The sequence below is a fragment of the Frondihabitans sp. VKM Ac-2883 genome (assembly GCF_015350875.1).
Taxonomy (GTDB): domain Bacteria; phylum Actinomycetota; class Actinomycetes; order Actinomycetales; family Microbacteriaceae; genus Frondihabitans.
In genome coordinates this window covers 69,931-91,879 of the sequence record NZ_JADKSF010000006.1, presented here as the reverse complement: position 1 = coordinate 91,879, position 21,949 = coordinate 69,931, and the positions used below count along the sequence as shown (strand labels likewise).

22 protein-coding genes are annotated in these 21,949 nt (G+C 67.9%); 12 read left to right on the top strand and 10 right to left on the bottom strand.

Annotation, left to right across the window (positions count from 1 at the left end; genetic code table 11):
* Position 1: 1 nt before the first annotated feature.
* Positions 2-1,111, bottom strand: coding sequence for a glycosyltransferase (locus ITJ49_RS12275; RefSeq protein ID WP_194605717.1), 1,110 nt, complete (start codon positions 1,109-1,111; stop codon positions 2-4).
* 130 nt (positions 1,112-1,241) lie between these two features.
* Here ITJ49_RS12275 and ITJ49_RS12270 point away from each other — a divergent pair, with 130 nt between their 5' ends.
* The 3 genes from ITJ49_RS12270 (at position 1,242) to ITJ49_RS12260 (ending at position 4,576) form a co-directional block, all read left to right on the top strand.
* Positions 1,242-2,267 carry a hypothetical protein gene (locus tag ITJ49_RS12270; RefSeq protein ID WP_194605715.1) on the top strand — a complete coding sequence of 342 codons (1,026 nt, stop codon included), beginning with the start codon at positions 1,242-1,244 and terminating at the stop codon, positions 2,265-2,267.
* Positions 2,264-3,553 (top strand): glycosyltransferase, encoded by a 1,290-nt coding sequence (locus ITJ49_RS12265; protein WP_194605713.1) that lies wholly within the window; start codon positions 2,264-2,266, stop codon positions 3,551-3,553. The genes ITJ49_RS12270 and ITJ49_RS12265 overlap by 4 nt, the downstream gene beginning before the upstream one ends.
* Before the next feature lie 174 nt (positions 3,554-3,727).
* On the top strand, positions 3,728-4,576 hold the full coding sequence (locus ITJ49_RS12260; RefSeq protein ID WP_055958996.1) for an alpha/beta fold hydrolase: 849 nt from the start codon (positions 3,728-3,730) through the stop codon (positions 4,574-4,576).
* 89 nt (positions 4,577-4,665) lie between these two features.
* Here the strand turns inward: ITJ49_RS12260 and ITJ49_RS12255 are convergent, their stop codons facing one another.
* Both ITJ49_RS12255 and ITJ49_RS12250 read right to left on the bottom strand, forming a co-directional pair.
* Positions 4,666-4,908: a hypothetical protein gene (locus ITJ49_RS12255; protein WP_194605711.1), complete on the bottom strand. Its 243-nt coding sequence runs from the start codon at positions 4,906-4,908 to the stop codon at positions 4,666-4,668.
* A 58-nt stretch (positions 4,909-4,966) separates the two neighbouring features.
* Positions 4,967-5,089 (bottom strand): ribosomal protein bL36, encoded by a 123-nt coding sequence (locus ITJ49_RS12250; RefSeq protein ID WP_055958990.1) that lies wholly within the window; start codon positions 5,087-5,089, stop codon positions 4,967-4,969.
* Between the two features lie 57 nt (positions 5,090-5,146).
* Between ITJ49_RS12250 and ITJ49_RS12245 the strand changes: the two genes are divergently transcribed.
* Positions 5,147-6,232 (top strand): GTP-binding protein, encoded by a 1,086-nt coding sequence (locus ITJ49_RS12245; protein WP_194605709.1) that lies wholly within the window; start codon positions 5,147-5,149, stop codon positions 6,230-6,232.
* 135 nt (positions 6,233-6,367) lie between these two features.
* On the opposite strand, the gene ITJ49_RS12240 is transcribed toward ITJ49_RS12245, so the two are convergent.
* The 4 genes from ITJ49_RS12240 to ITJ49_RS12225 all read right to left on the bottom strand — a co-directional run bounded on the left by ITJ49_RS12240 (position 6,368) and on the right by ITJ49_RS12225 (position 9,937).
* Positions 6,368-7,030: an SDR family NAD(P)-dependent oxidoreductase gene (locus tag ITJ49_RS12240; RefSeq protein ID WP_194605707.1), complete on the bottom strand. Its 663-nt coding sequence runs from the start codon at positions 7,028-7,030 to the stop codon at positions 6,368-6,370.
* A gap of 266 nt (positions 7,031-7,296) precedes the next feature.
* Positions 7,297-7,956 carry a methionine ABC transporter permease gene (locus ITJ49_RS12235; RefSeq protein ID WP_194605705.1) on the bottom strand — a complete coding sequence of 220 codons (660 nt, stop codon included), beginning with the start codon at positions 7,954-7,956 and terminating at the stop codon, positions 7,297-7,299.
* Positions 7,956-8,996, bottom strand: a complete 1,041-nt coding sequence (locus ITJ49_RS12230) for an ATP-binding cassette domain-containing protein (RefSeq protein WP_194605703.1) — start codon at positions 8,994-8,996, stop codon at positions 7,956-7,958. Before ITJ49_RS12230 ends, ITJ49_RS12235 begins: the two co-directional genes overlap by 1 nt.
* Positions 8,996-9,937, bottom strand: coding sequence for a MetQ/NlpA family ABC transporter substrate-binding protein (locus ITJ49_RS12225; RefSeq protein ID WP_194605701.1), 942 nt, complete (start codon positions 9,935-9,937; stop codon positions 8,996-8,998). Before ITJ49_RS12225 ends, ITJ49_RS12230 begins: the two co-directional genes overlap by 1 nt.
* Positions 9,938-10,261: 324 nt before the next feature.
* On the opposite strand from ITJ49_RS12225, the gene ITJ49_RS12220 reads away from it, so the two are divergent.
* The 5 genes from ITJ49_RS12220 to ITJ49_RS12200 are packed head-to-tail and all read left to right on the top strand — an operon-like array spanning position 10,262 to position 14,485.
* Positions 10,262-10,747, top strand: a complete 486-nt coding sequence (locus ITJ49_RS12220) for a hypothetical protein (RefSeq protein ID WP_194605699.1) — start codon at positions 10,262-10,264, stop codon at positions 10,745-10,747.
* Positions 10,734-11,672 (top strand): FAD:protein FMN transferase, encoded by a 939-nt coding sequence (locus ITJ49_RS12215; protein WP_194605697.1) that lies wholly within the window; start codon positions 10,734-10,736, stop codon positions 11,670-11,672. Before ITJ49_RS12220 ends, ITJ49_RS12215 begins: the two co-directional genes overlap by 14 nt.
* Positions 11,669-13,240: an FAD-dependent oxidoreductase gene (locus tag ITJ49_RS12210; protein ID WP_194605695.1), complete on the top strand. Its 1,572-nt coding sequence runs from the start codon at positions 11,669-11,671 to the stop codon at positions 13,238-13,240. The genes ITJ49_RS12215 and ITJ49_RS12210 overlap by 4 nt, the downstream gene beginning before the upstream one ends.
* Before the next feature lie 16 nt (positions 13,241-13,256).
* Positions 13,257-13,781, top strand: a complete 525-nt coding sequence (locus tag ITJ49_RS12205) for a sigma-70 family RNA polymerase sigma factor (RefSeq protein WP_055958967.1) — start codon at positions 13,257-13,259, stop codon at positions 13,779-13,781.
* On the top strand, positions 13,778-14,485 hold the full coding sequence (locus ITJ49_RS12200; RefSeq protein ID WP_194605693.1) for an anti-sigma factor: 708 nt from the start codon (positions 13,778-13,780) through the stop codon (positions 14,483-14,485). The genes ITJ49_RS12205 and ITJ49_RS12200 overlap by 4 nt, the downstream gene beginning before the upstream one ends.
* A gap of 136 nt (positions 14,486-14,621) precedes the next feature.
* Here the strand turns inward: ITJ49_RS12200 and ITJ49_RS12195 are convergent, their stop codons facing one another.
* On the bottom strand, positions 14,622-17,237 hold the full coding sequence (locus ITJ49_RS12195; protein WP_194605689.1) for an MMPL family transporter: 2,616 nt from the start codon (positions 17,235-17,237) through the stop codon (positions 14,622-14,624).
* Between the two features lie 90 nt (positions 17,238-17,327).
* On the bottom strand, positions 17,328-17,999 hold the full coding sequence (locus ITJ49_RS12190; RefSeq protein ID WP_194605687.1) for a TetR/AcrR family transcriptional regulator: 672 nt from the start codon (positions 17,997-17,999) through the stop codon (positions 17,328-17,330).
* Between the two features lie 129 nt (positions 18,000-18,128).
* Between ITJ49_RS12190 and ITJ49_RS12185 the strand changes: the two genes are divergently transcribed.
* The gene (locus ITJ49_RS12185) at positions 18,129-19,130 is read left to right on the top strand and encodes a patatin-like phospholipase family protein (RefSeq protein WP_194605685.1); all 1,002 of its coding nucleotides are present in this window, start codon (positions 18,129-18,131) and stop codon (positions 19,128-19,130) included.
* A 135-nt stretch (positions 19,131-19,265) separates the two neighbouring features.
* Positions 19,266-19,877 (top strand): TMEM175 family protein, encoded by a 612-nt coding sequence (locus ITJ49_RS12180; protein ID WP_194605683.1) that lies wholly within the window; start codon positions 19,266-19,268, stop codon positions 19,875-19,877.
* 115 nt (positions 19,878-19,992) lie between these two features.
* On the opposite strand, the gene ITJ49_RS12175 is transcribed toward ITJ49_RS12180, so the two are convergent.
* Positions 19,993-21,561: an amino acid permease gene (locus ITJ49_RS12175; protein ID WP_194605681.1), complete on the bottom strand. Its 1,569-nt coding sequence runs from the start codon at positions 21,559-21,561 to the stop codon at positions 19,993-19,995.
* Positions 21,562-21,708: 147 nt separating this feature from the next.
* Between ITJ49_RS12175 and ITJ49_RS12170 the strand changes: the two genes are divergently transcribed.
* Complete coding sequence (locus ITJ49_RS12170; RefSeq protein WP_123944545.1) at positions 21,709-21,945, top strand: hypothetical protein; 237 nt, start codon at positions 21,709-21,711, stop codon at positions 21,943-21,945.
* The last annotated feature ends 4 nt before the right edge of the window (positions 21,946-21,949 follow it).

The following is a 21,949-nucleotide window of genomic DNA, read 5'->3' as shown; positions in this document are numbered from 1 at the left end:
GTCACGATCGTTCGGCCAGAAGATCGGAGTAGAGGTCGGCGTGGGCGCGCGCCGTCATCTCGTCGGTCGTGGTGCGCTCTTCAAGGCGACGAACGGCCAGATCGTGACGCGCCTCGCTGCCGGGCTCGGGAGCCGAGTCGAGGAGACGCGCGATTGCGCCGGCCAGCGATTCGACACGATCGTCGTCGAGGCCCTGCCGCGAGAAGCCCGCGATCGTCGCTTCGTCGTCGTGCTGCTCGCGGAGGTACCCGACGTCGGGCACGGCGACGGCGACGCCGAGATCCCAGCAGAGTTCGAGCCAGCCCGAGTGGGTGCCCGAGTGATACGGCAGCACGCACACGTCGAGGTGCGCGAGGGCATCCGCGAGAGCCTCGTCGTCGAGGCGGTCGTGTTCGATCAGCACGACGTCGGAGCGCTCCGCGCAGAGAAGACGGATCTGCTCTCGCTGCTCGTCGTCGCGCACACGCCGGTGCAGGCGGACTTCACCGGTGGTGCTGACACCCCGGTCTCGGAGGATGTCGAGCGCGCCGAGGAGGATTCGCACGGAGGCGGCCCCATCAACGCTCGGGCGCAGGTCTTTCAGATGGACTCCGATCACGGGAAGGTCGTGCGCGAGACCGCGGGGCGGTTCGACATCGTCGGGCAGGAGGCGCGGGTGGGGGAGCACGAGGGCCGTCCGGCCCCAACGCTCTGAGATCTCTCTCGCAGCGCCGGGAGTGAGGGTCACCACAGCGTCGACGCGGGGAAGTAGCGCGTCGAGCTGTCGGACGTGGGGTGCCTGGTCGACCAGCTGGGGATTCTCGAGATCGTGCACGGTGTAGACGACCGGCCAGCCCGCGTCGTGAGCGGCATCCACTGCGGCGACGAGTTCGACGACGGTGAACGACTCCAGGCCGAAGTGGAGGTGCAGCAGGTCGGCGTCGGCGCGGTGCGAGTCGATCCACCCGGAACCGACGATCGCGGGCGGCCACCACTGGCCCGCCGGTGCACCCACGGGCTGGGGATCCGGCAGAACCCGAACCCGCACTGGACTACCGATCGGGGCTGCCAAAGCACGAGCGACGTAGGGATGACCTGCGGGTACGGAAGCGACGCAGAGGGTCTGCGTCATAGGGGCTCCATAGGGGTCGAGTCGGCACGCCCGGTAGGCACTCTGTGCACGCTACGCAGTGAATGTGAATTCGGATCTTCTTTGTCTACCCCCTTGACGAAGGGCCAGTGGCCGTGCAATGTTCGCCCGAGTGTCTACTTCACCTCCCGCCCAGATCCTTGTCGGCCCACTCCACCACGGGGTCACGGAATACGCCCGAGAAACGGCGGAGGCGGTGGCTCGCCTTCTGACGGGTGAAGACATCCACCATGTCGACTCGGCTGACGACGCCGAGGCGCTCATCCGTCGCTATAACCGCGTTCACCTGCACGTCACCGATGGTCTCTACGGCGCCACGCTAGAGGAGGCGACCGCCCGCGTAGTGCGCCTCCTCGGGGCCGGACGGGTCACGGTCACACTCCACGATGTTCCTCAGGCCTCCGACGGCGAGCGCAACGTGGCCCGGAGGTCGACGGCCTATCGGGCGATTGCCGACGCAGCGGCCGGCGTGGTGGTCAACAGCCACCACGAAGAGTTGCTCGTGCACGAGCATCTCGGTGCCGACCTCCGGGTGGCCGTGATCCCGCTGGGTACCCGTCACCCCCTGTCGCCTCCTACCCCGACAGTCCCTCCGACACCGGGCGCTATCGAAGTGCTCCTCGCCGGCTACGTCTACCCGGGTAAGGGGCACGAGGACGCGATCGAGGCGGCGGCCCTCGTGTCGGCGCGCACCGGCGCGTCGGCATCTGTCACGGCCCTCGGTGGAATCTCGCCAGGCCACGAGGTCGAAGCCGACCGGTTCGCGGCCCGAGCCACCGAACTCGGCGTCGACTTCACGGTCACCGGCTACCTCGAACCCGCCGAGTACCGTGCTCGTTGCCTCACCGCGGGCATCCCCCTGGTCGCGCACCGGCACTACTCGGCGTCCCGCTCGCTCCTCGATTGGGCCGAGCAGGGGCGGAGACCAATAGTGGTCGACACCCGCTACACCCGCGAGATGGCCGCACTGCGCCCCGGAACCCTGCATCTGACCGCCCTCGACGACCTGGCCGACGCGATACAGGCGAGACATCAGGATCCGGCGTCCACGTTCCTCTACCCGGGCCACCCCATCGGGCCGACGCTCGATGACGCCGCCGCCTCATACCTCACCTGGTGGGAGAGCATCGCGTGGTGACGAACGCCGCGGCTTCCAGGCCCTTGGGTATCGCTCTGCCGCGGAACGAGTGGGACCGTCTCGACGGCGTGCGACCGGACGAGCCACCCCTCATCTCGGTGATCATCGCCCACTACGAGCAGCAGAGCCAGCTCGACCGGACACTCCTCGCGCTGAAGCGACAGGACCACCCGCCCGAGCGGCTCGAGATCATCGTGGTCGACGATGGGTCGATCACGCCGCCGACTGTGCCGGACGGAGTCATCCTCATCGTGCAGGAGGACCGCGGGTTCCGGCTCGCAGCCGCTCGGAATGCGGGGGTGGCTCGGGCGTCGGGCCGGATCCTGTGCTTTCTCGATGCCGATACCGCGCCCGAGCCGTCGTATCTGATCGAGTTGACGAGGCTTCCGGCGCTCGCACCCGACGTCGTGACGGTCGGACGCCGCCTGCATGCCGTGTTCGACGAGGTCGACGCCGACGCACGCATCGAAGTCGTTGCACCGCTGACCGCGCTGCCCGCCCCGCGCTGGCTCGACGACGCCTACGCCCGCAGCCGCAACCTGCTCGACGCCGATGACCGCTCGTACCGCTTCGTGATCGGCGCCGTCGTCGCCTGCAGCGCCGAGCTGTTCGATGCCAGCGGCGGCTTCGACGAATCATTCGACCGCTATGGGGGAGAGGACTGGGAGTGGGCCTACCGCGCCTGGCTCGCCGGCGCCGTTCTCGCCCACGTGCCGACGGCGACCGCCTGGCACGACGGACCCGAGTGGTCGGGGCGCCCCGAAGCCGCGCTCGCGCGCAAGAACGAGGAGTCAGTGCGGCTCGCAGAGCTGATCCCGGTGCCGGGGTCGGGGCCACGCGGGCTGCCCGGGCGGTTCGCCGATGTGCTCGTGTCCGTGCCCGATGCCGTCACTGTGCCTGAGGGAGTCACCGGGTGGGATGCCGCGTGGTTCGTCACGCTCGACTCGCTAGCCGAGGCCTTGCCGCTGGCCGGGTTGCCCGGGGACGGTTCGTCGAGTGCGAAGTGCAGGATCCTCGTCGACGTCCTCCGCCCCCTCCGAGTCAGGGGCTCCGCGCTTGCCGAGGCCGTCGTCCGGCTCGGCGTCGAGTCGCTCGGATCGCTGGAGGTCGTGGATGCCGACGACGGCGAGCCGCTCTGTGTCGTGCGGTCGACGCGGGCCGCTGCCCGGGCCTCTCGCTGGGGTCGGGACGACCTGTTCGAGCGTGCGTCGGTCGTGCTGCCCGGCGTCACGGCGCTCGACCCTGCGGCCGTTGACGTCGAGGCGTACCTCGGCGGCTGGGGGTAGGGCGCGAGCGGGGTGTTCTGCTGTGCCCGGCTTGGCCCCGGTCGGCCCCGAGCCGCTCCGGGAGGCGCACCTTCAAGCCGGCCCGGGGGACAACCCTGCGCATCGCATCCGAGGGCAGGATTCCGCGCGGCGTACCGTCAGAAGTCCCAATCCCGACATGAGAAGGAGCATTCCATGCCTTTCGTCACCGTTCCCCAGTCTTCCGGCTCCGCCGTCGAACTCCACTACGAGGACTACGGCCAGGGCAAGCCCGTCGTCCTCATCCACGGTTGGCCGCTGAGCGGTCGCTCGTGGGAGGGCCAGGTTCCCGCCCTCGTCGAGGCCGGCCACCGCGTCATCACCTACGACCGCCGCGGTTTCGGCCAGTCGTCGCAGCCATGGAACGGCTACGACTACGACACCTTCGCCGCCGACCTCAAGGCTGTGCTCGACGAGCTCGACCTGCAGGACGTCACCCTTATCGGCTTCTCGATGGGTGGAGGCGAGCTGGCCCGCTTCGTCAGCCTCTACGGCACCGAGCGTATCGCCAAGCTGGTCTTCGCCAGCGCCGTGCCGCCGTACCTCTACAAGGCGAGCGACAACCCCGAGGGTGGCGTCGACGACGACCTCGCCGCGTGGTTCCACGATGGCATCGTCGGCGATCGACCCAAATTCCTCAACGAGTTCGTCAAGATGTTCTTCACGGCCGGCAAGCCGTCGCTGATCAACAAGCCGCTCGTAAGCGACGAGCAGGTCGCCTACAACCTGGCGATCGCCGAGCTGGCTTCGCCGAAGGGCACCCTCGACTGCACCGTTGCCTTCGCCACGACGGACTTCCGCGACGACCTCACCAAGATCGACGTGCCGACGCTCGTCATCCACGGAGACTCGGACGCCATCGTCCCGTTCGAGGTGAGCGGCAAGCGCACTCACGAGGCTGTTGCGAACAGCGAGCTCGTCGTCATCGAGGGCGCTCCCCACGGTGTCACCGTGAGCCACAAAGACGAGTGGAACGAGCACGTGTTGGCCTTCCTCGCGAAGTAGATCCGCCCGACACGAATTGATCCAAGGATTCCCGTTCCCCTCATCGCAGGCGATGGAACGGGAATTCCTTGGATCGACGTGGTTAAGCCCTAGGCGACCGAGGCGTCCCAGTCGTCGGCTCGCTCGAGGTAGCCGCTGAGCCGGGCGAGAAAGTCGTCGCTCGGCCGGTACGACGAGTCCGCTGTTGCCTTCGTGTATTCGCCCTGAAGCTCATCGAGCACCTGGTCGATCTGCAGTACCTCAAGGGCATTGCGCTGGGCGTCGTCGAGTGCAACGAAGAATCCGATAGCGCGGTCGATGTCTGCTGGGCCCTGATAGCTGTATTCGGACACGGTGCCTCCCGGTGTGCTTCTTGGGCGACCGTGATGTCGCCCGATACCGAGTCTGCTCCTAGCCCTGACGTCCTTTGCCGCGCGGGTTCAGCTTGTTGATGACGAACGTCCGTCCGCGACGGCGGACGACCTGCGCTCCGGGCAGCTTCTTGAGCGACGCGAGCGAGTTGCGGACCTTCATGGTGTTCCCTTCGGTGAAATGGCTAAGTGATAACCATTATCACTTAAGGTGACTGGTATGCGCACAGTTCGCCCTCTTCACCTCACGCTCCTGAGCTCGTTGCGACCTCGGGCGGCGGGTGACCTCGCCCGGGCATTCACCGGGGCGAGTGTCGACGTCGCCGACAGCGTCGCCGAGATCGGGTCTGACCTCCCCGACGAGAGCCCTGTCGCCGACATCCCCGCCGACAGCGCGGCTTTTGCCGCTGACCTGATCGACGACCTGCTCAGCCAGGTCGACCACGGCCTCTGCGGCGACATCGTCGTGCACCTCCCGTCGCGGGCGGATCCCCTCGAGGTCGGACTCGTCGTCGGAGCCGTCTGCGACGCGCGCGAACCGGACGAGGCTCCGGTGCTCGTGCGCGACATCGTCACGGTGGTCTCGCTCCTCGACGTTCGCGCGTGGCTCTTCGCGGAGAGGGACGAGGATCCGGCACGCCCCGACTACGACACCGCCGAGCGCCTGGCAGCGCAGATCGAATACGCGACCCTGCTGGTGGTCACCGATACGGGCGGTGTTTCGCCGTCGCTCCTGAACGAGACGCTCGGCCTGCTGCGGCGACTGAACGTCGTGGCCCGCATCGTCCCGGTCGAACGCGCGACCCAGGCTCGGCGTCCGGCGGCGGCCGTCGTGCCGGGGGTGGCAGCGCTGCTGGCGCAGAACCTCGGCTGGCAACGCGAGCTCTCCGACGGCAACTTGCTCGGGCGGGCCTCAACCGGCATCGACGCGGTCGTCTTTCGCGAGCCGCTGCCGTTTCACCCAGGGCGGTTGGCCGAGGCGGTCGCCGCGGAATTCGGGCAGCGACCCCGATCGATCCTGCGCTCACGCGGACTAGCGCGACTGGCCTCGAGGCCGTTCGCCGTCGGATCCTGGGCTTCGGCCGGTGACGTGTTCTCCCTCGATCCCACTACGATCGACAGCTGGGATTCGGACGCGCCGCTTGGGCAGGAGCTCGTGTTCTACGGACGCGACCTCGACGCCACTGCGCTGACCGCCAAACTCGGACGCTGTCTACTCACGCCGGACGAGCTGCTCGGCGGCCCGATGCTCTGGGCACGGTTCGACGATCCGCTGCCCGCGTGGGAGCTTCCGCACCGGCACTGAGCGGCAGTGCCCCCTTATAGCCCGGCCCGTGCAAATTTGAAGGAAAAACGCGCGTCGGCCTGCCGATTCATGCCGATCGGCGGGGGTCGCCCCATGGTTTCTCCTTCGAATTCGGCAGCGCCCCCGCGCGAAGCGTCAATCGAGGGGAGCGACGTAGGTGCGAAACTCACCCCGCTCGGAGTGCAGCCCCCAGATCGTGTCGGCGATCGCGTTCGGCTCGTGCGAGGGCTCGCCGCCGCCGATCCCGCGGGGGATGATCAGCTGAGCGACGTGGATGTTCTCGGGAGCGACGGCTTCGTGCAACAGCTCGACGTAGGCGCTTTCAGCGGCGAACGCGACCGATGTGCCGGTGACGGCGTCGCGCGGACGCACTGCGCTGGCGCCGTTCACGAAGATCATCGTGCCGCCCTTGAGCGCTCGCATGCCGGGCAGCACCTGCCGAGCCGCCGTCACCGGCCCGTAGACCGAGAACTCGATCGGCCCGACGAGATCGTCGGCGACCGTCTCGAGCGTGGGGCGCATGTACTCCTTGGCCGGAAGCGGGCTGTACTGGAGCACCTCGATTGGCCCGAGCTGCTCGGTGGCATTGACGAGCGCCGCCTGAAGCGACGCGGTGTCGCGGACGTTGGCAGCGAATCCCTGCGCGGTGAGTCCCTCCGACGTCAGCGTGGCGGCGAGGTCGTCGAGACGGCTCTGGTTGCGCGAGATGAGGGCGATGGAGAAGCCTTCGCGGCCGAAGCGGCGGGCGACCGCTGCTCCAAGCCCCGGGCCGGCTCCGATGATGGCGACGGTGGTCACGTGGGTGTCCTTTCGAGTGGATCGGCGGTCGACGGTAGTCGCTCGCCTGGGTGCCGCCCGAGAGCTGGCTCCAGCCCGCCAGCCGCCCGCACGTGCAAATTCGAAGGAGAAACCCGCGCCCAGGAACACAAACATCAGGATCCGCCGGGGTCTGCAGCACGGATCTCCTTCAAATTCGGGAGCAGCCCGAGGGGGAGCAGCCCGAGCGGGAACAGCCCGAAGGAAGCAGCCCGAGGGGGAGCAACCCGAGGGGGAGCAGCCCGAGGTCAGCGGCGCAGCGCCTTCCGAGCCAGCGCGTTCCCGGCGAACTGCCCGAGCTGCACGATTACGACGATCACCGCCACCGTGATGTACACGACCGGCCAGTTGTAGCGCTGCGAACCGTAGGCCACGGCGAAGTCGCCGAGCCCGCCGCCGCCGAGGATCCCGGCCTGCGCGCTCATGTCGACGATGCCCACGAAGATGAACGTGTAGCCGAGGATCAGCGGCCCGAGCCCCTCCGGGATCAGCACGGTGAAGATGATCCGCACCGGCCCGGCGCCGACCGCGCGGGCGGCCTCGATCACGCCGGGGTCGATGCCGACGAGGCTCTGCTCGACGATCCGCGACACGGCGAAGGCGGCGGCGAGCGACAGTGCGAAGGCCGCGGCGTTCGGCCCGATCGTGGTGCCGACGACCTGGGTCGTGAGCGGCTGAATCGCGGCGATGAAGATCACGAACGGGATCGGCCGCACGATGTTCACGACGACGTTGAGCACGGTGAAGATCGCGCGGTTCGACAGCAGGTTTCCGGGGCGGAACACGTAGAGGCCGATACCGAGGGCGAGACCGAGGATCCCGGCGACCACGATCGACACGACCACCATGAACAGGGTCTGGCCGATCGCCGTGATGAAGACGTCGGTGTTGCTGAGGAAGAAGTCCATCAGTTCTCCTCGATCCAGTCGATGCCGCGTGCGGTGAGGTCGGCGAGGGCCGCGTCGATCCGTGCGTCGTCACCTCTGAGCTCGTAGGTCAGGGCGCCGACGGGTCGCTGCTGCAATTCGCTGATTCCGCCGAAGATGAGGTCGGCGGCGACCTCCTGGCCCGTGAATGCGGAGGTGACCACCCCGATGAATCCGGGAATCTCGGCGACCTGCACCGTCGCGATCCTGCCGTCGTGGTTCTGCCGAAGGCGCGTCAGTGTCTCGGGCGAGGGGCGGTCTTGCAAGACCGACCGGACGAAGCGGGCGGCGGCGGGCGTCGTCGGCTTCGAGAACACGTCGTAGACCGGTCCGCTCTCGACGATGCGGCCGGAGTCCATAACGGCGACGCGGTCGGCGATGGCGCGGATGGCGTCCATCTCGTGGGTGATGACGATGATCGTCACGCCGAGATCGCGATTGACCTTCTTCAGCAGCGCGAGCACGTCGGCGGTGGTCTCGGGGTCGAGGGCGCTGGTCGCTTCATCGGCGAGGAGCAGTCGGGGGTTGGTAGCGAGAGCACGTGCGATGCCGACGCGTTGCTTCTGGCCGCCCGAGAGCTGTTCGGGGTAGCTGTGGGCACGGTCGAGTAGCCCGACGAAGTCGAGGAGCTCGGCGGTGCGGGCATCGCGCTCGGCCTTGCCGAGGCCGGCCACGCGCAGCGGGTACGCCACGTTGCCGGCGACCGTGCGCGAGCGGAACAGGTTGAACTGCTGGAAGATCATGCCGATGCCCTGGCGCACCGCGCGGAGCGACCGCTCGGGCAGGGCGGTCAGCTCGCTGTCGCCGACGAACACCCGGCCGCTCGTGGGGAGCTCGAGCGCGTTGATCAACCGCACCAGCGTCGATTTGCCGGCGCCGGAGTAGCCGATGACGCCGACGATCTCGCCCTCGTTGACCGTGAGCGAGACGTTGTCGACCGCGGTGCGCCGCCCGGCCGGGGTGTCGTAGACCTTGCTGACACCCTCGAGCCGGACGAGCGGAGTCGAAACCGCAGACGTCACTACTTCGCTGCTGCTTTCGCGTCGGACTCGACTGTGGCGAGCTCCTTCTGCAGGTCGGCGGCGGAGGTGTCGCGGAACACCGCAGTGTCGTTGTTGGCTTCCTGGACCCCCTTCTCGACGCTGGCCGTGTGGTACAGCTTCGCGAGGTCGAGATAGAGGGAGTTGTTCTTGTCTTTGTTCTGGGCGACGAAGACGTTGACGTAGGGAGCTGCGCTCGTCGACGACGGGTCGTCTTTGAAGATCGCCTCGTCTTTCTGGAACCCGGCCTGAGTGGCGAAGTTCTGGTTGACGATGGCGGCGGCGACGGAGTTGCTCTTGAGGGCGTTGGCGGTCTGCGAAGCGTCGAGGGCCGTGACGTCGACCTTCTTCGTCTCGATGTCGGTCACAGTCGAGAAGGCGTTGCCTCCGTCTTTCAGCGTGATCAGGTCGGCGGCCTGGAGTACCAGGAGGCCGCGCGCCTCGTTCACGGCGTCGTTCGGGATCGCGACCTTGGCACCTTCGGGGAGTTCGGACGGCGTGGAGTACTTCGTCGAGTACAGCGGCAGCGGGTAGACGGCTGTGGCGCCGATCGGCTGCAGGTCGCTCCCGGTGGTCACGTTGTAATTGGCCAGGTACTGGATGTGCTGGAACTCGTTGAGGTCGGTCTGCCCCTGGCTGAGCGCCGGGTTGGGCTGGCTGTAGTCGGAGAAGTTCACCAGCTTGATCGTGACGTTGTACTTGTCTTTGGCGAGGGTCGAGTAGGTCTTCCAGTACGGCTCGGAGGCATCGACGACACCGATCGAGACGGTCTTCGGTGCGGCGCCCGAGGCACTGTCGTCGGCGTTCGAGCGGTTCACGACGATGAGCACGATCACGACGACGATCACGACGATCGCCGCGATGATGCCGATCACGAGCGGCCGGCGGTTTCGCGCGCGGGCGGGGAGCTGGGGTGCAGACATGGGGGCCTCTTTCGATGCGGGGCGGGGCGGCGGAGCCCGGTGTGAGCGGGGACTGGTCTCGTGCTGATCCGAGGTCTCAACCCTGCCCGCTGCTCCCGGCGAGGCCCAATCGCGCTGACTCACCGCGTAACACGGCGGCGCCCTCTGCAAATTCGAAGGAGAAACGCGCGACGCACCCCGCCGGATCCTGATGCCCACGTTGCCGGCCGCGGGTTTCTCCTTCGAATTCGGAATCGAACCAAATTCCGCCTCGCGTGAACCTTCCGGTGCGCTACCTCGTCGTACGGGTGACAGCAGTTCCGCCCCAGACGAGAAGAGACCCCGATGGCCCCCCGTACCCGAGCAGCACTTCTGACCATGACCGGCCTCTCGGCGATCGGCGTGCTCGCCGGATGCGCCAGCAGCGGCACCGCCGACGCCGGATCAGGAACCGCAGGATCCGCCCCGGCCGCCACCACCACCACGCCCGCGGCCGGTTCTGGCGCGACGAGCGGCACGACCACCACATCCGGCGCTTACAAGGACGGCTCGTACACCGAGCAGGGCACCTACTCGTCGCCCGGTGGCAAAGAGGTCATCAGCGTGAACCTCGTGATCGCGAGCGACGCGGTCAAGGCCGTCACCGTGAAGACGGTCAAGGCCGATCCCACCGCGACTCAGTACCAGAACAAGTTCATCGGCGGCATCGGCGATGCAGTCGTCGGCAAGAAGATCGACGACCTCAACGTCACCAACGTGGCGGGTTCATCGCTCACCAGCCAGGGTTTCGCCGACGCCCTCGGCAAGATCAAGACCGATGCCAAGGCCTGACGTGCCGGAGGCACCGGCCGTGCTCGAGGCGCTCGAGACTTCGGCCGTTCTCGACGTGCCCGGCCAGCATCGCTTCAAGGCCATCGGCACCGTGTGGAGCATCACGACCGACCGCGCGCTCCCCGCTGACGTGCGCCGCGCGGTCGCCGAGCGTATCGAGCGGTTCGACCGCGACTGGTCGCGTTTCCGTGCCGACTCGCTGGTGAGCGCGATCGCCCGCACTCCGGGGCAGTACGTCCTTCCGGCCGATGCTGCGCCCTTGCTCGACCTCTACGCCCGGCTCGACCGCGCGACCGACGGCAGCGTCAACCCCCTGGTGGGGCGCCGCCTCGAGGGTCTCGGCTACGACGCCGCCTACTCGCTGGTCGCGTCGGCCGACCCGGTGGGCGTTCCCGTCTGGAGCGACGCAGCGACCTGGGACGGTCGGGTGCTCACCACCCGCGAGCCCGTGATGCTCGACATCGGGGCGGCCGGCAAGGGCTACCTCGTCGATCTGGTGGCCGGGATCCTTCGGTCTTTCGGGGTCGACGAGTACGTCGTCGATGCCGGGGGAGACCTGCTGCACCGTGGTGCCACGCCGGCCCGGGTCGCCCTGGAGCACCCCGACGACCCGTCGCTCGCCATCGGCGTCATCGAACTCGACAACGCCGCACTGGCTGCTTCGGCGCCGAACCGCCGCACCTGGGGTGACGGTCTCCACCACATCCTTGACGCGCGCACCGGCGAACCGACCCGTGACGTTCTCGCCACCTGGGCGCTGGCGCCGACGGCGCTCGAGGCCGACGGTCTGGCGACGGCGCTGTTCTTCGGCGGAGTCGACGAGCTGCGAGCCGCGGGGGTCGGTGATCGGTTCGAGGGGCTCAGGATCCTCCGCGGCCCGGTCGTCGAGGCCTCTCCCGTGTTCGAGGCGGTGCTCTTCGCATGACCGCCACCTCGCCCTCCGCGGCCCGGGCGTCGGTCGGCCGATCGCCCCGGAGCCTCTCGACCTGGCTCGACTCCGTCACCGCCCGCGTCACCATGTACCGGCTCGTGCTCCTCGCACTGCTGGTCGTGGTCGCGGCGGCCCTCGTGACGAGCGCCGCCGGGCTCATCGCCTACGAGCCCCTCGCGATTCTGGCGAACGGCGCGGCGGTCGTCGTCGCGACGCTCGTCAGCAATCGGCTGTTCGCGCTGGTCTTCCGCGTCCGACCGCACACCGAGTCGTCGCTCGTCACGGCGCTCATCCTGCTACTGCTCTTCCAGCCGTCGCTGACCACCCTCAGCGTGGGAGCGGTCGCCCTCGCCGGCGTGGTCGCCTCGGCGTCGAAGTACCTGCTGGCCGTTCGCGGACGCCACGTGGTCAACCCGGCCGCGTTCGCCGCCGTTGTGATCAGCGTCGCACTGCCGTCGGCCTTCCCCGGGTGGTGGGTCGGTGCTCCGGCTCTGCTCCCGGTCGTTCTGGTGGCCGCCCTCGTCATTCTCCACCGCACCCGCAAGCTGCCGCTCGGAGCCGTCTTCGTCGTGGTTGCCACGGTCGGCGTGACCCTCGCCGGGTTGTCGTTCGGCAGTTCGCTGTCGGCGGCTCTCTCGGCGGCCGTGCTCTCGTCGCCGATCGTGTTCTTCGCGGGCTTCATGCTGACCGAGCCCCTGACCCTGCCGCCTCGTCGCTGGCAGCAGCTCGCGTTGGCCGTGGTCGTCGGCGTGCTCTTCGCCGTTCCGTTCCACTTCGGTCCGCTCTACGGCACCTACGAGCTCGCTCTCGTTATCGGGAACATCCTGGCGTTCGCCGTCGGGCAGCGCCGCGGTGTGCGGCTGGAGTTCGTCGAGCGGCGTCGACTGTCGCCGTCGAGCTGGGAGCTGTCGTTCCGCCCCAGGAAGCCGATCCGTTTCCAGGCCGGCCAGTACCTGGAGCTCGGCCTGCCGCACTCCCGTGCCGACACCCGGGGTCAGCGACGCACCTTCAGCATCGTGTCGCCGCCCTCCGAGCGCGACGTCGTCCGCTTCGGCATCAAGACCGCTGATCGTTCGAGCAGCTTCAAGACCCGGCTGCTCGCCCTCGACCCCGGCGAACGAGTCACCGGAACCCTGGTGGGCGGCGACTTCCTTCTGCCGCGCGACGAGTCGGTTCCGCTCCTGCTCGTCGCCGGAGGCATCGGCATCACTCCGTTCGTCAGTCATCTTCGTGACGTGCAGGCCCGGTCTGCCTCCACCGACGCCGTGGTGATCTACTCGGTGTCGACGCCCGACGAGGCCGCCTACCTCGACGAGCTGCCCCTCGGCGGTCGGCTCCGCGGCGTCCTTCTTGCACCTGAGAGCCCGTCGGCGCTTCCCGCCGGGTGGACCTACGGCGGGAGCGGGCCCCTCAGTACCGACCTGCTGCAGAGCACCGTGCCGGACGCCGAGTCGAGGCGCACCTACGTGGCGGGATCGCCGCGGCTCGTGAGCGGCGTGCGCCGGATCCTACGCTCCTCGGGTGTGAAACGCGTCGTCACCGACGCCTTCACCGGATACTGAGACACAGGAGGCGACCATGCCCGAGAAACGAACGCCGCGCGGCGACCGCGGAGCGCTGCTCCAGGCGGTCCACGACGCGCATGCGCCCGCGCTCCACCGGTACGTCGCCCGGCTCACCAGCGATCCCGCTCTCGCCGAAGACATCGTGCAGGAGTCGCTGCTGCGGCTCTGGAAGAACCACTCGCTGCTCGAATCGGACGACCTGGCCGCGCGCCGGTGGCTGTTTACCGTCGCGCGCAACCTCTCGGTCGACGAAGCTCGCAGCGCCAGGAGTCGGCACGAGATCCAGGCGGAGCTCGTCCCCGAGCGCGCCAGCCCGGACGAGACCGACGCCAGCCTGTCGAAGTGGCTGCTGCAAGACGCCCTCAAATCGCTCAGCCGCGAGCATCGGGCCGTCGTGATCGGCGCCTATCACCTAGGGCTGCCGATTGCCGAGCTGGCCGCGCAGGCCGGCGTTCCCGAGGGAACGATCAAATCGCGCCTGCACTACGGCCTGCGGGCCCTCCGGCTGGCACTGCAAGAACGAGGAGTGACCCAATGACGAATCACCCCGACTCGGTTCCCGGCGATCATCCGAGGCGCTGGGACGCCGCGTACGTGCTCGGAGCGCTGACCCCCGCCGAGAGTCTCGAATACGAGGCGTACCTCGACGAGCACCCGGCGGCGCGCGACGACGTCGCCGATCTCGCTCGCCTTCCCGGCCTGCTCCGATCGATTTCGGTCGACGAGGCGGTGGCGTTGCTCGACGACGAGCCGACCCAGGACGTCGCCGCCGGCACCTGCACCGTGCAGGCGCTCGCCGCTCGCGTCTCGGCCCGCCGACGTCGCCGCCGTGTCGGAGCGAGCCTCGTCGCGGCCGCGGCGGTCGTCGCGCTGGTCGTCGGCGGCTACACGCTGGGAGGCCTCACGGCGGGGGCATCAGGATCCTCGGAACCCTCTGCCGCCATGACGCCCGCGGGCGGAAGCCAAGTCACCGCCGACATCGCCCTCGCCTCGACGAAGTGGGGCTCGCGTCTCGACTGGGAGTGCTCGTATGCCACGGCCTGGAAGGGCGGTTCGGGGTCGTACGACCTCCTCGTGACCGACGACAGCGGCGCCCAGACCGTCGTGGCCTCGTGGCAGGCGATCGGCGGGAAGGCGACGGGTCTGACGGCGGCGACCGCTATTCCCGCGGCGTCGATCCGGGCCGTGTCGATCACCGTGACGGGCAGCACCGTGCCGCTCGCGACGCGTCACTTCAAGTAGCTCGCGCCCCGCGTCGTCGCTGTCGCCTTCGAATTTGAAGGAGAAACGCGTGCAGCATCCCGCCGGACCCTGATGTTTCCGGTTCCGGCGGGGTGCTTTTCCTTCGAATTTGCAAGCAGGGCCCGGCTAGGCCTGGCTAGGCGCGGTGGTTCGGGTGCGGCTCGTGCGGCGCCGAGCCTGGCGCGTCGACGGGTGCCGGCGCGGCGTGAGCGTGGGCGTGCGAACCAGCAGCGGCCGAGGATCCCTCGCCAGCCGTCTCGGCATCGGGGTGTGAGCGCTCGAGCTTCGCGCCCTCCACATCGACGTCGGGCACGATGCGGTCGAGCCACTTCGGGAACCACCAGGCCGACTTGCCGAGCAGGTGCATCGCCGCCGGGATCAGCAGCATGCGCACGACGAAGGCGTCGAGGAGCACACCGAAGGCGAGCCCGAAGCCGATCGGGCGGATCGTCGACGACTCCGAGAAGATGAAGCCGGAGAACACCGAGATCATGATGATCGCCGCGGCCGTCACGACGGCGCGACCGGCGTAGAGGCCGCGCTGAACGGCGATCTTGGCGGGGGCGCCGTGGGCGTACGCCTCGCGCATGCCCGACACCAGGAACAGCTGGTAGTCCATTGCGAGACCGAACAGCACACCGACCTCGATCACGGGCAGGAAGCTCAGGATCGGGGCGGGGTCGTGCACGCCGAACACTGCGCTGGCCCAGCCGAACTGGTAAACCGCGGTGAGGGCGCCGAAGGTCGCGAGCAGCGAGAGCACGAAGCCGGCGGTCGCGGTGAGCGGCACGAGGATCGAACGGAACACGAGGATCAGGATCAGCAGCGACAGTCCGACCACGAGCACGAGGTAGATCGGCAGCGCGGTGGCGAGCTTCTCCGAGACGTCGATGTTGGCGCTGGCGTTGCCCGCGACACCGAGGGTGATGTCACCGGAGTCGGACGTGACGGGCGACATGTCGCGCAGAGCGTGCACGAGGGTCTCGGTTGATTCGCTCGACGGGCCGCCCTTCGGCACGACCTGGAACGCCACGAGAGTGCCGTCGTTCGAGGCGCCGATCGGCACGACCGCCGACACGTCGCTCTTGGCCGAGATGGCATCGCCGACCGTGATCTCCTGCTTAAGGAGGTCGTCGCCGGTCGCCTTCTCGGGCAGATTCGCCACGACGACGAGCGGGCTGTTCTGCCCGGCGCCGAACTCCTTCTCGAGGGCCTTGTAGGCCTTGTACTGGCTGGAATCGGTGGCCTCCGACGAGCCGTCGGGCAGGCCGAGCCGCATCTGCATGGCGGGCAGGGCGACGACACCGAGCACGACGACCCCGACGATGAGCGTGACCACGGCGCGCCAGGTCTTCATCGGCGAGTTCGGCACTCGGGTCGAGCCGGTGTTGCCGATGGCCGCGCGCTCTTTCTTGCGCAGGATCCGGATGCCCACCAGAGAGAGCATCGCCGGCGTGAACGTGATTGCCACGAGGATTGCCACGAGAACCGCCGCAGCACCGACCGTGCCCATCAGGCCGAGGAACGGAATGCCGGTGACATTGAGCGCGAGGAGCGCCACGATCACGGTCGAGCCGGCGAAGACGACGGCGTTACCCGAGGTGCCGTTGGCGAGGCCGATCGACTCGTGCAGCTCCATGCCCTGCTTGAGCTGCTTGCGGTGCCGGTTGAGGATGAAGAGGGAGTAGTCGATGCCGACGGCGAGACCCAGCATGATGCCGAGCACCGTCGTGACCGAGTTGAATTCGACGACGCCCGAGAACGCCATGGCGCCGAGCACGGATGCGCCCAGTCCGACGACCGCGCTGAGGAGCGGCAGGATGGCGCCGATGATGGTCGACAGCATGATCAGCAGCACGATCGCCGCCACGATCACGCCGACCACCTCGCCCGGCCCCACGATGCTCGGCACGCCCGCGGCGATGTCGCTCGAGACGTACACGTGCACGCCGTCGATGCCCTTGTCGGACTTCTCGACGATCGCGGTTTTGAGATCGGGGTCGACCTCGTAGGTTCCGGTGGTGAACTGGACGGAGCCGACGGCGGTGGTGTCGTCTTTCGAGACGAAGCGGATGTTCGACGAGAGGTCGAGCACCTTCGAGTTCAGTTCGAGCGTGGTGCTCTGGGCCTCGAGCTTGGCGGTGCCCTCATCGATCTTCTTCTGGTTGGCCTCGAGGGTCGCGGTCTGCGAGTCGAGCACCGACTGCTGCTGGTCGAGCTGGGCCTTGGCGGCCGCGTACTGACCGGCGGCCTTGGCCTGAGCGACCGCGGAGTCGAGCTGCTTCTGGGCGCCCGCGAGCTGGGTCGTGCCGGCGTCGAGCTGATCCTGCGAGTCGGCAAGGGTCGTCTTCGCGTCGGCGATCTGCGCGCGGCCATCGACGATCTTCTGCTTGCCGTCGTCGAGCCGCGCCTGCGTCGTGAACGGATCAGTGGTCGCCTTGACCCCCGACATGTCGCCGACGTCTTTCAGCCATGCCGAGATGTCAGACTTCTCGGTCGACGTGAACGCCTTCCCGTCGTCGGTCTCGAAGACGACGCTGCCCGACCCGCCCGACGCCTTCGGGAACTCGTCGGCGAGCTGGTTCGTCACCTTCTCGGTGGCCGTGCCGGGAATGCTGATCGACGACGAGATCGTGCCCTTGAAGAGCGAGAACCCGACACCGGCGAGACCGATGATCACGATCCAGGCGACGACGACGACCCAGTGTCGGCGCGCCGAAAAGCGCCCGAGACGGTAGAGGAGACCGGCCATTGTGGAGCCCGAGCCTTTCAGTTCTGTGCGGTGGAGGAGGTGGGGTGCGCCGGTGAACCCCGGGGAGCCGTCTGACGACGGACGAATAGGTCAGGAGCCCGAAGAGTAGCCGGATCGGAGTGTGCTCGTGAGGCGGTTCAACAGGTGTCGCCACTGGCTTCGCGACTCGTCGTCGAGCCGGACGCCGCAGAGCAGCACCCAGCGTTTCGCGATGACCAGGACGCCGCTCATCAGCGAGTGGACCAGGATCTCGACGTCGAGGTCGTCGACCCCGGGGTGGCGGCGGGAGGCTTCGACCAGCAGCCTCTCGGCCACTCGGGTGAATGCCTCGTCGCTGAGCGTGTCGCCGCGCGGATCGTCGACGTCGGGCGCGCCGAGCAGGCTGCCGATGCTGGCGATCGTCGCCGGCAGGTCGGTCGACTCCAGGCTGGCCGTGATCTCGTCGAACAGGGCGAGGAGCGTGTCGGCTCCGACCGGCCGGGTCGCCACGGCCGACACGAAGTCGTCGATGATCACGTCGAGGATCTCGGCGCACAGCGTCAAGAGGATCTCGTCGATCGACGCGAAGTGGTTGAACACGGTGCGCCGGGCGATGTCAGCCCGTTCGGCCAGTTCGTCGGCGCTGAAGAAGGGCCCGGAGCGTTCCGCGACGAGCCCCCGGGTGGCCTCGAGAATGGCCGAACGGTGTCGTGCCTTGAGGGCCGCTCGGCGATCGGGTGCGGTGGTCGCCGGGGCAGCGGATGAGGGGCGAGCGTCGGGCACCCGTTCACACTAGGTGCATCGATGCACCGAGTGCACAAGCATGCATGCGATTCGCAGGAAGACCCCGTCGATCTTGCTCTCACACGACCAGCAGTTGACAGATCCTTAGCTGTGGGCGATCGTCAGCCCATGCCAATGGCCGATCTCGTTCTCGAAGGTGGGGGAGTCAAAGGATCCGGTCTGGTCGGCGCGGTAGCGGCCCTCCAGTCCGGGGACGACCCCTACGTGTTCCAGCGCTGCGCCGGTTCCAGTGCCGGAGCCATCGTGGCCGCGCTCCTGGCAGCCGGGTACTCGGTCGGAGAGCTCAAGACCGTCATGGACGAGCTCGACTTCCGCCGCTTCCGCGATCTGCCGCTGCCCTGGCGTGTCATTCCCGGGGGCGCTACCGTCGGTGCCGCTTTCGGCCTGGTGTTCCGTCGCGGACTGTACCGGACCGCATTTCTCCACGCGTGGATCGCGGACAAGCTCGCGGCGAAGGGTGTGACGACATGGGCCGATCTGAGAGACGAGGATCCCGACAGCGCCCTCCCTGCCGCTAGCCGCTACCGGCTCGTCGTCGTCACCTCCAACGTCTCGGCCGGCCGCATGCTGCAAGTGCCGTGGGACGTCCGCGACCAGCTCGGCCTCGACCCCGACACGATGCTCGTCGCCGATGCCGTCACCGCGTCCGCGGCGATTCCCTTCTTCTTCCGGCCGAGGCGGCTCGGCCGTGCCCTCGTCGTCGACGGCGGGCTCCTCTCCAACTACCCGATCGCGATCTTCGACCGGCACGACGGGCGATCGGCGCGCTGGCCGACCCTCGGCATCAAGTTGTCCGCCCGGGAGGCGGCGGGCGCCGAGAAACCCAGGGAGGCGCGTTCGATCTTCGCGTTCGCGGTGTCGGTCGCACGGACCCTGATCGGTGCGCATGATCGCGTCTATGTCGCGGATCCTTCGTTCGCCTCCCGCACCGTCTTCGTCGACACGACCGGGTACTCCTCGATTCAGTTCGATCTGTCGGCCGCCGACAAGGAGGTGCTGTACCGGCGCGGAGTCGACGCGGGGGAGAAGTTCGTGCGCTGCTGGGACTACGAGAAGTGGAAGGCCGGCGACTACGCCTCGATCATCGCCGGGGTGCCCCGCGACGCCTGACCCGCCCCGCCCGAATGTGAAGGAAAAACGCGAGGTAGCGGCCCCCGATCGGCATGAATTCGTCGGCCGAGCGGCGTTTCTCCTTCGAATTTGAAGGAGGACCGGGTGCCCCGCGACCAGGGCTAGGGTTCGACCATGGAAGTGCGAACCGAACGCGGCCTCGATCGACTCGTGAACTTCTCCGACGCCACCGTGGCGATCGCGATCACGCTGCTCATCTTGCCGCTCGTCGATCTGGCAGGCGAGGTGAAGAGCGAGAGCCTCGGATCCTTCTTCCATGATCACCTGTCCGCCCTGACCAGTTTCGCGATCACCTTCGCCGTGATCGGTCGATTCTGGTCGGCGCACCATCGAGTCTTCGAGTTCGCGATCGCCTACGACCACCGCATCGTCACGGTGAACCTGGTCTGGCTCGCCTCGATCGTTTTTCTGCCGTTCGCGGCGAATATCCTGTCGAATTCGTCGGGGGAGCCGTCGATCTCGGCGCTGTATATCGGCACGATGATCGTGACGAGCGGGGCGGCGGCCGTTCTCGACTGGCTGCTCGTGCACACGCCGGGGCTCGGCAACCCGGAGACGATCGCCCGGTTGCAGGTGTCGACGGCCGTGGTGTTCACCTGCCTGCTCGTGCTGTCGATGCTGATCGCCGTGGTGTTTCCAGTCATCGGGCTCTATGCACTGCTGCTTCTCTTGCTGGCACCCGCCGTCGGGCACTTCTGGTCGGGGCGCCGCGCAACCCGCACCTGACCCGCCGCCCCGCCCGAATTTGAAGGAGAAACGCGAGGCGACGGCCCCCCGATCGGCATGAAGTCGTCGGCCGAGCGGCGTTTCTCCTTCAAATTCGGAGACGGGGCTCAAGTCGCTAGTCGCCGTCGCGCTTCGCCTGCTGGCCCGGGTCGCGTCCGGTGATGGGGAAGGGGCCGGTCACGCCCTCGCGGATCGCGGCGATCTGCAGGATCCGGTCGCGCTGCAAGAACCAGCCGAGAATCAGCAGCGGAATGATGATGACGAGCGAGGCGACCGTGATGGTGCCAATCGGCCAGTCGATGGCCATCAGCACCAGCACTGCGACGAGGAACGCCAGGGTGATCCACGAGGTGTAAGGCGCACCGGGCATCCGGAAGGTGGGTGCCTTCGCCTTGCCCTGTTTGACGAACTGGCGGAACTTCATCTGGCACAGGATGATCGTCGCCCACGCCGTCACGATGCCGAGCGCCGAGACGTTCAGCACGATCTCGAACGCCTGGTCGGGCACGATCGCGTTGAGCCCCACGCCGAGAAGGGTGATCGCCGCGGTGAACAGGATCCCGCCGTAGGGCACTCCGCCCTTCGACATGACCGTCGTGAACTTCGGTGCGGAGCCGTTCATGCCCATCGAGTGCAGCACGCGACCGGTCGAGTAGAGACCGGCGTTGAGGCTCGACAGGGCCGCGGTCAGCACGACGAAGTTCATGATCGAGCCGGCGATCTCACCCACCTGCGGGTTGCCGAGGCTGCCGAAGAAGGTGACGAACGGGCTTTCGCCCGCCTTGTACGACGTGTAGGGGAGGAGGAGCGAGAGCAGCACGAGCGAGCCGACGTAGAAGACGGCGATGCGGATGATCACCGTGTTGATCGCCCGAGGCACGACCTTCTCGGGATTCTGCGTCTCGCCGGAAGCCGTGCCGACGAGCTCGATCGCCGCGTAGGCGAACACGACGCCCTGGATGATCAGGACGGCCGGCAGCAGACCCTTCGGGAGGATGCCTCCGTTGTCTCGGAGCACGGCGAGACCGGTGTCGATGCTGTTGCCGTCTTGCGTGACAGGGAACGCTGCGGCAAGCCAGACGACGCCGATGATCAAGAAGACGACGAGGGCCGTGACCTTGATGAGAGCGAACCAGAACTCCATCTCGCCGAAGACCTTCACGGCCACGAGATTCAGGCTGAGCACGACGGCCAGCGCGATGAGCGCGAGAAGCCACTGGGGCGCCGCTGTGAAGGCACTCCAGTACTGCAGGTACAGGGCGACGGCGGTGGTGTCGACGATGGCGGTCATCGCCCAGTTCAAGAAGTACATCCAGCCGGCCGCGTAGGCGAACTTCTCACCGAAGAACTCGCGGGCGTACGAGATGAAGGATCCCGACGACGGGCGGTGCAGCACCAGCTCGCCGAGCGCGCGCAGGATGAAGAACGCGAACACCCCGCAGATGGCGAACACGATCGCGAGGGCCGGGCCCGCCGTCGCGAGGCGCCCGCCGGCGCCGAGGAAGAGCCCCGTGCCGATCGCACCGCCGATGGCGATCATCTGCAGCTGGCGCGGTTTCAGGCCCTGGTGGAAGCCCTCTTGCTCGTGTGAGAAATCTTGCGCGACGAACTCGTCACTCGGCGTGCTCTCGGGGCCGGCTGCGTTTTTCGGGGAGCCAGTGCCCCCCGTGGTGGGGGTCGTCATTGCGGCACGCTACAAGTCTTCTGACCTGAGCGCCAGTCGGCATTTAAGGATCCGCGGGGTGGTTCTCAGCAGGCACCGGGTGACAACCCGGCAATCGTCTCGGAAAACCCGGGTGTTCTCGAAGACGCCGTCACTAGGTTGATGAGCGTGTCACTAGCTCCCCTCGACCGGCCCCGCCGCCCCGTCTCCATCAGCACTCGCGCCCTTTCCGACGACCTCGCGCAGGTCTCCGTTCCCGGCCAGGTGCTCGGTTACGTCCGCTCCCAGTGGAACGGCTTCGCCGCCCTCCGTGGGGTACATCTGGCATCCGCTCAGCTCGTCGGAACGTACGCGACTCGCGGCCTGGCGCTCGAGGCTCTGCGGCTGCGCCCTCGCTCGATCTAGTACT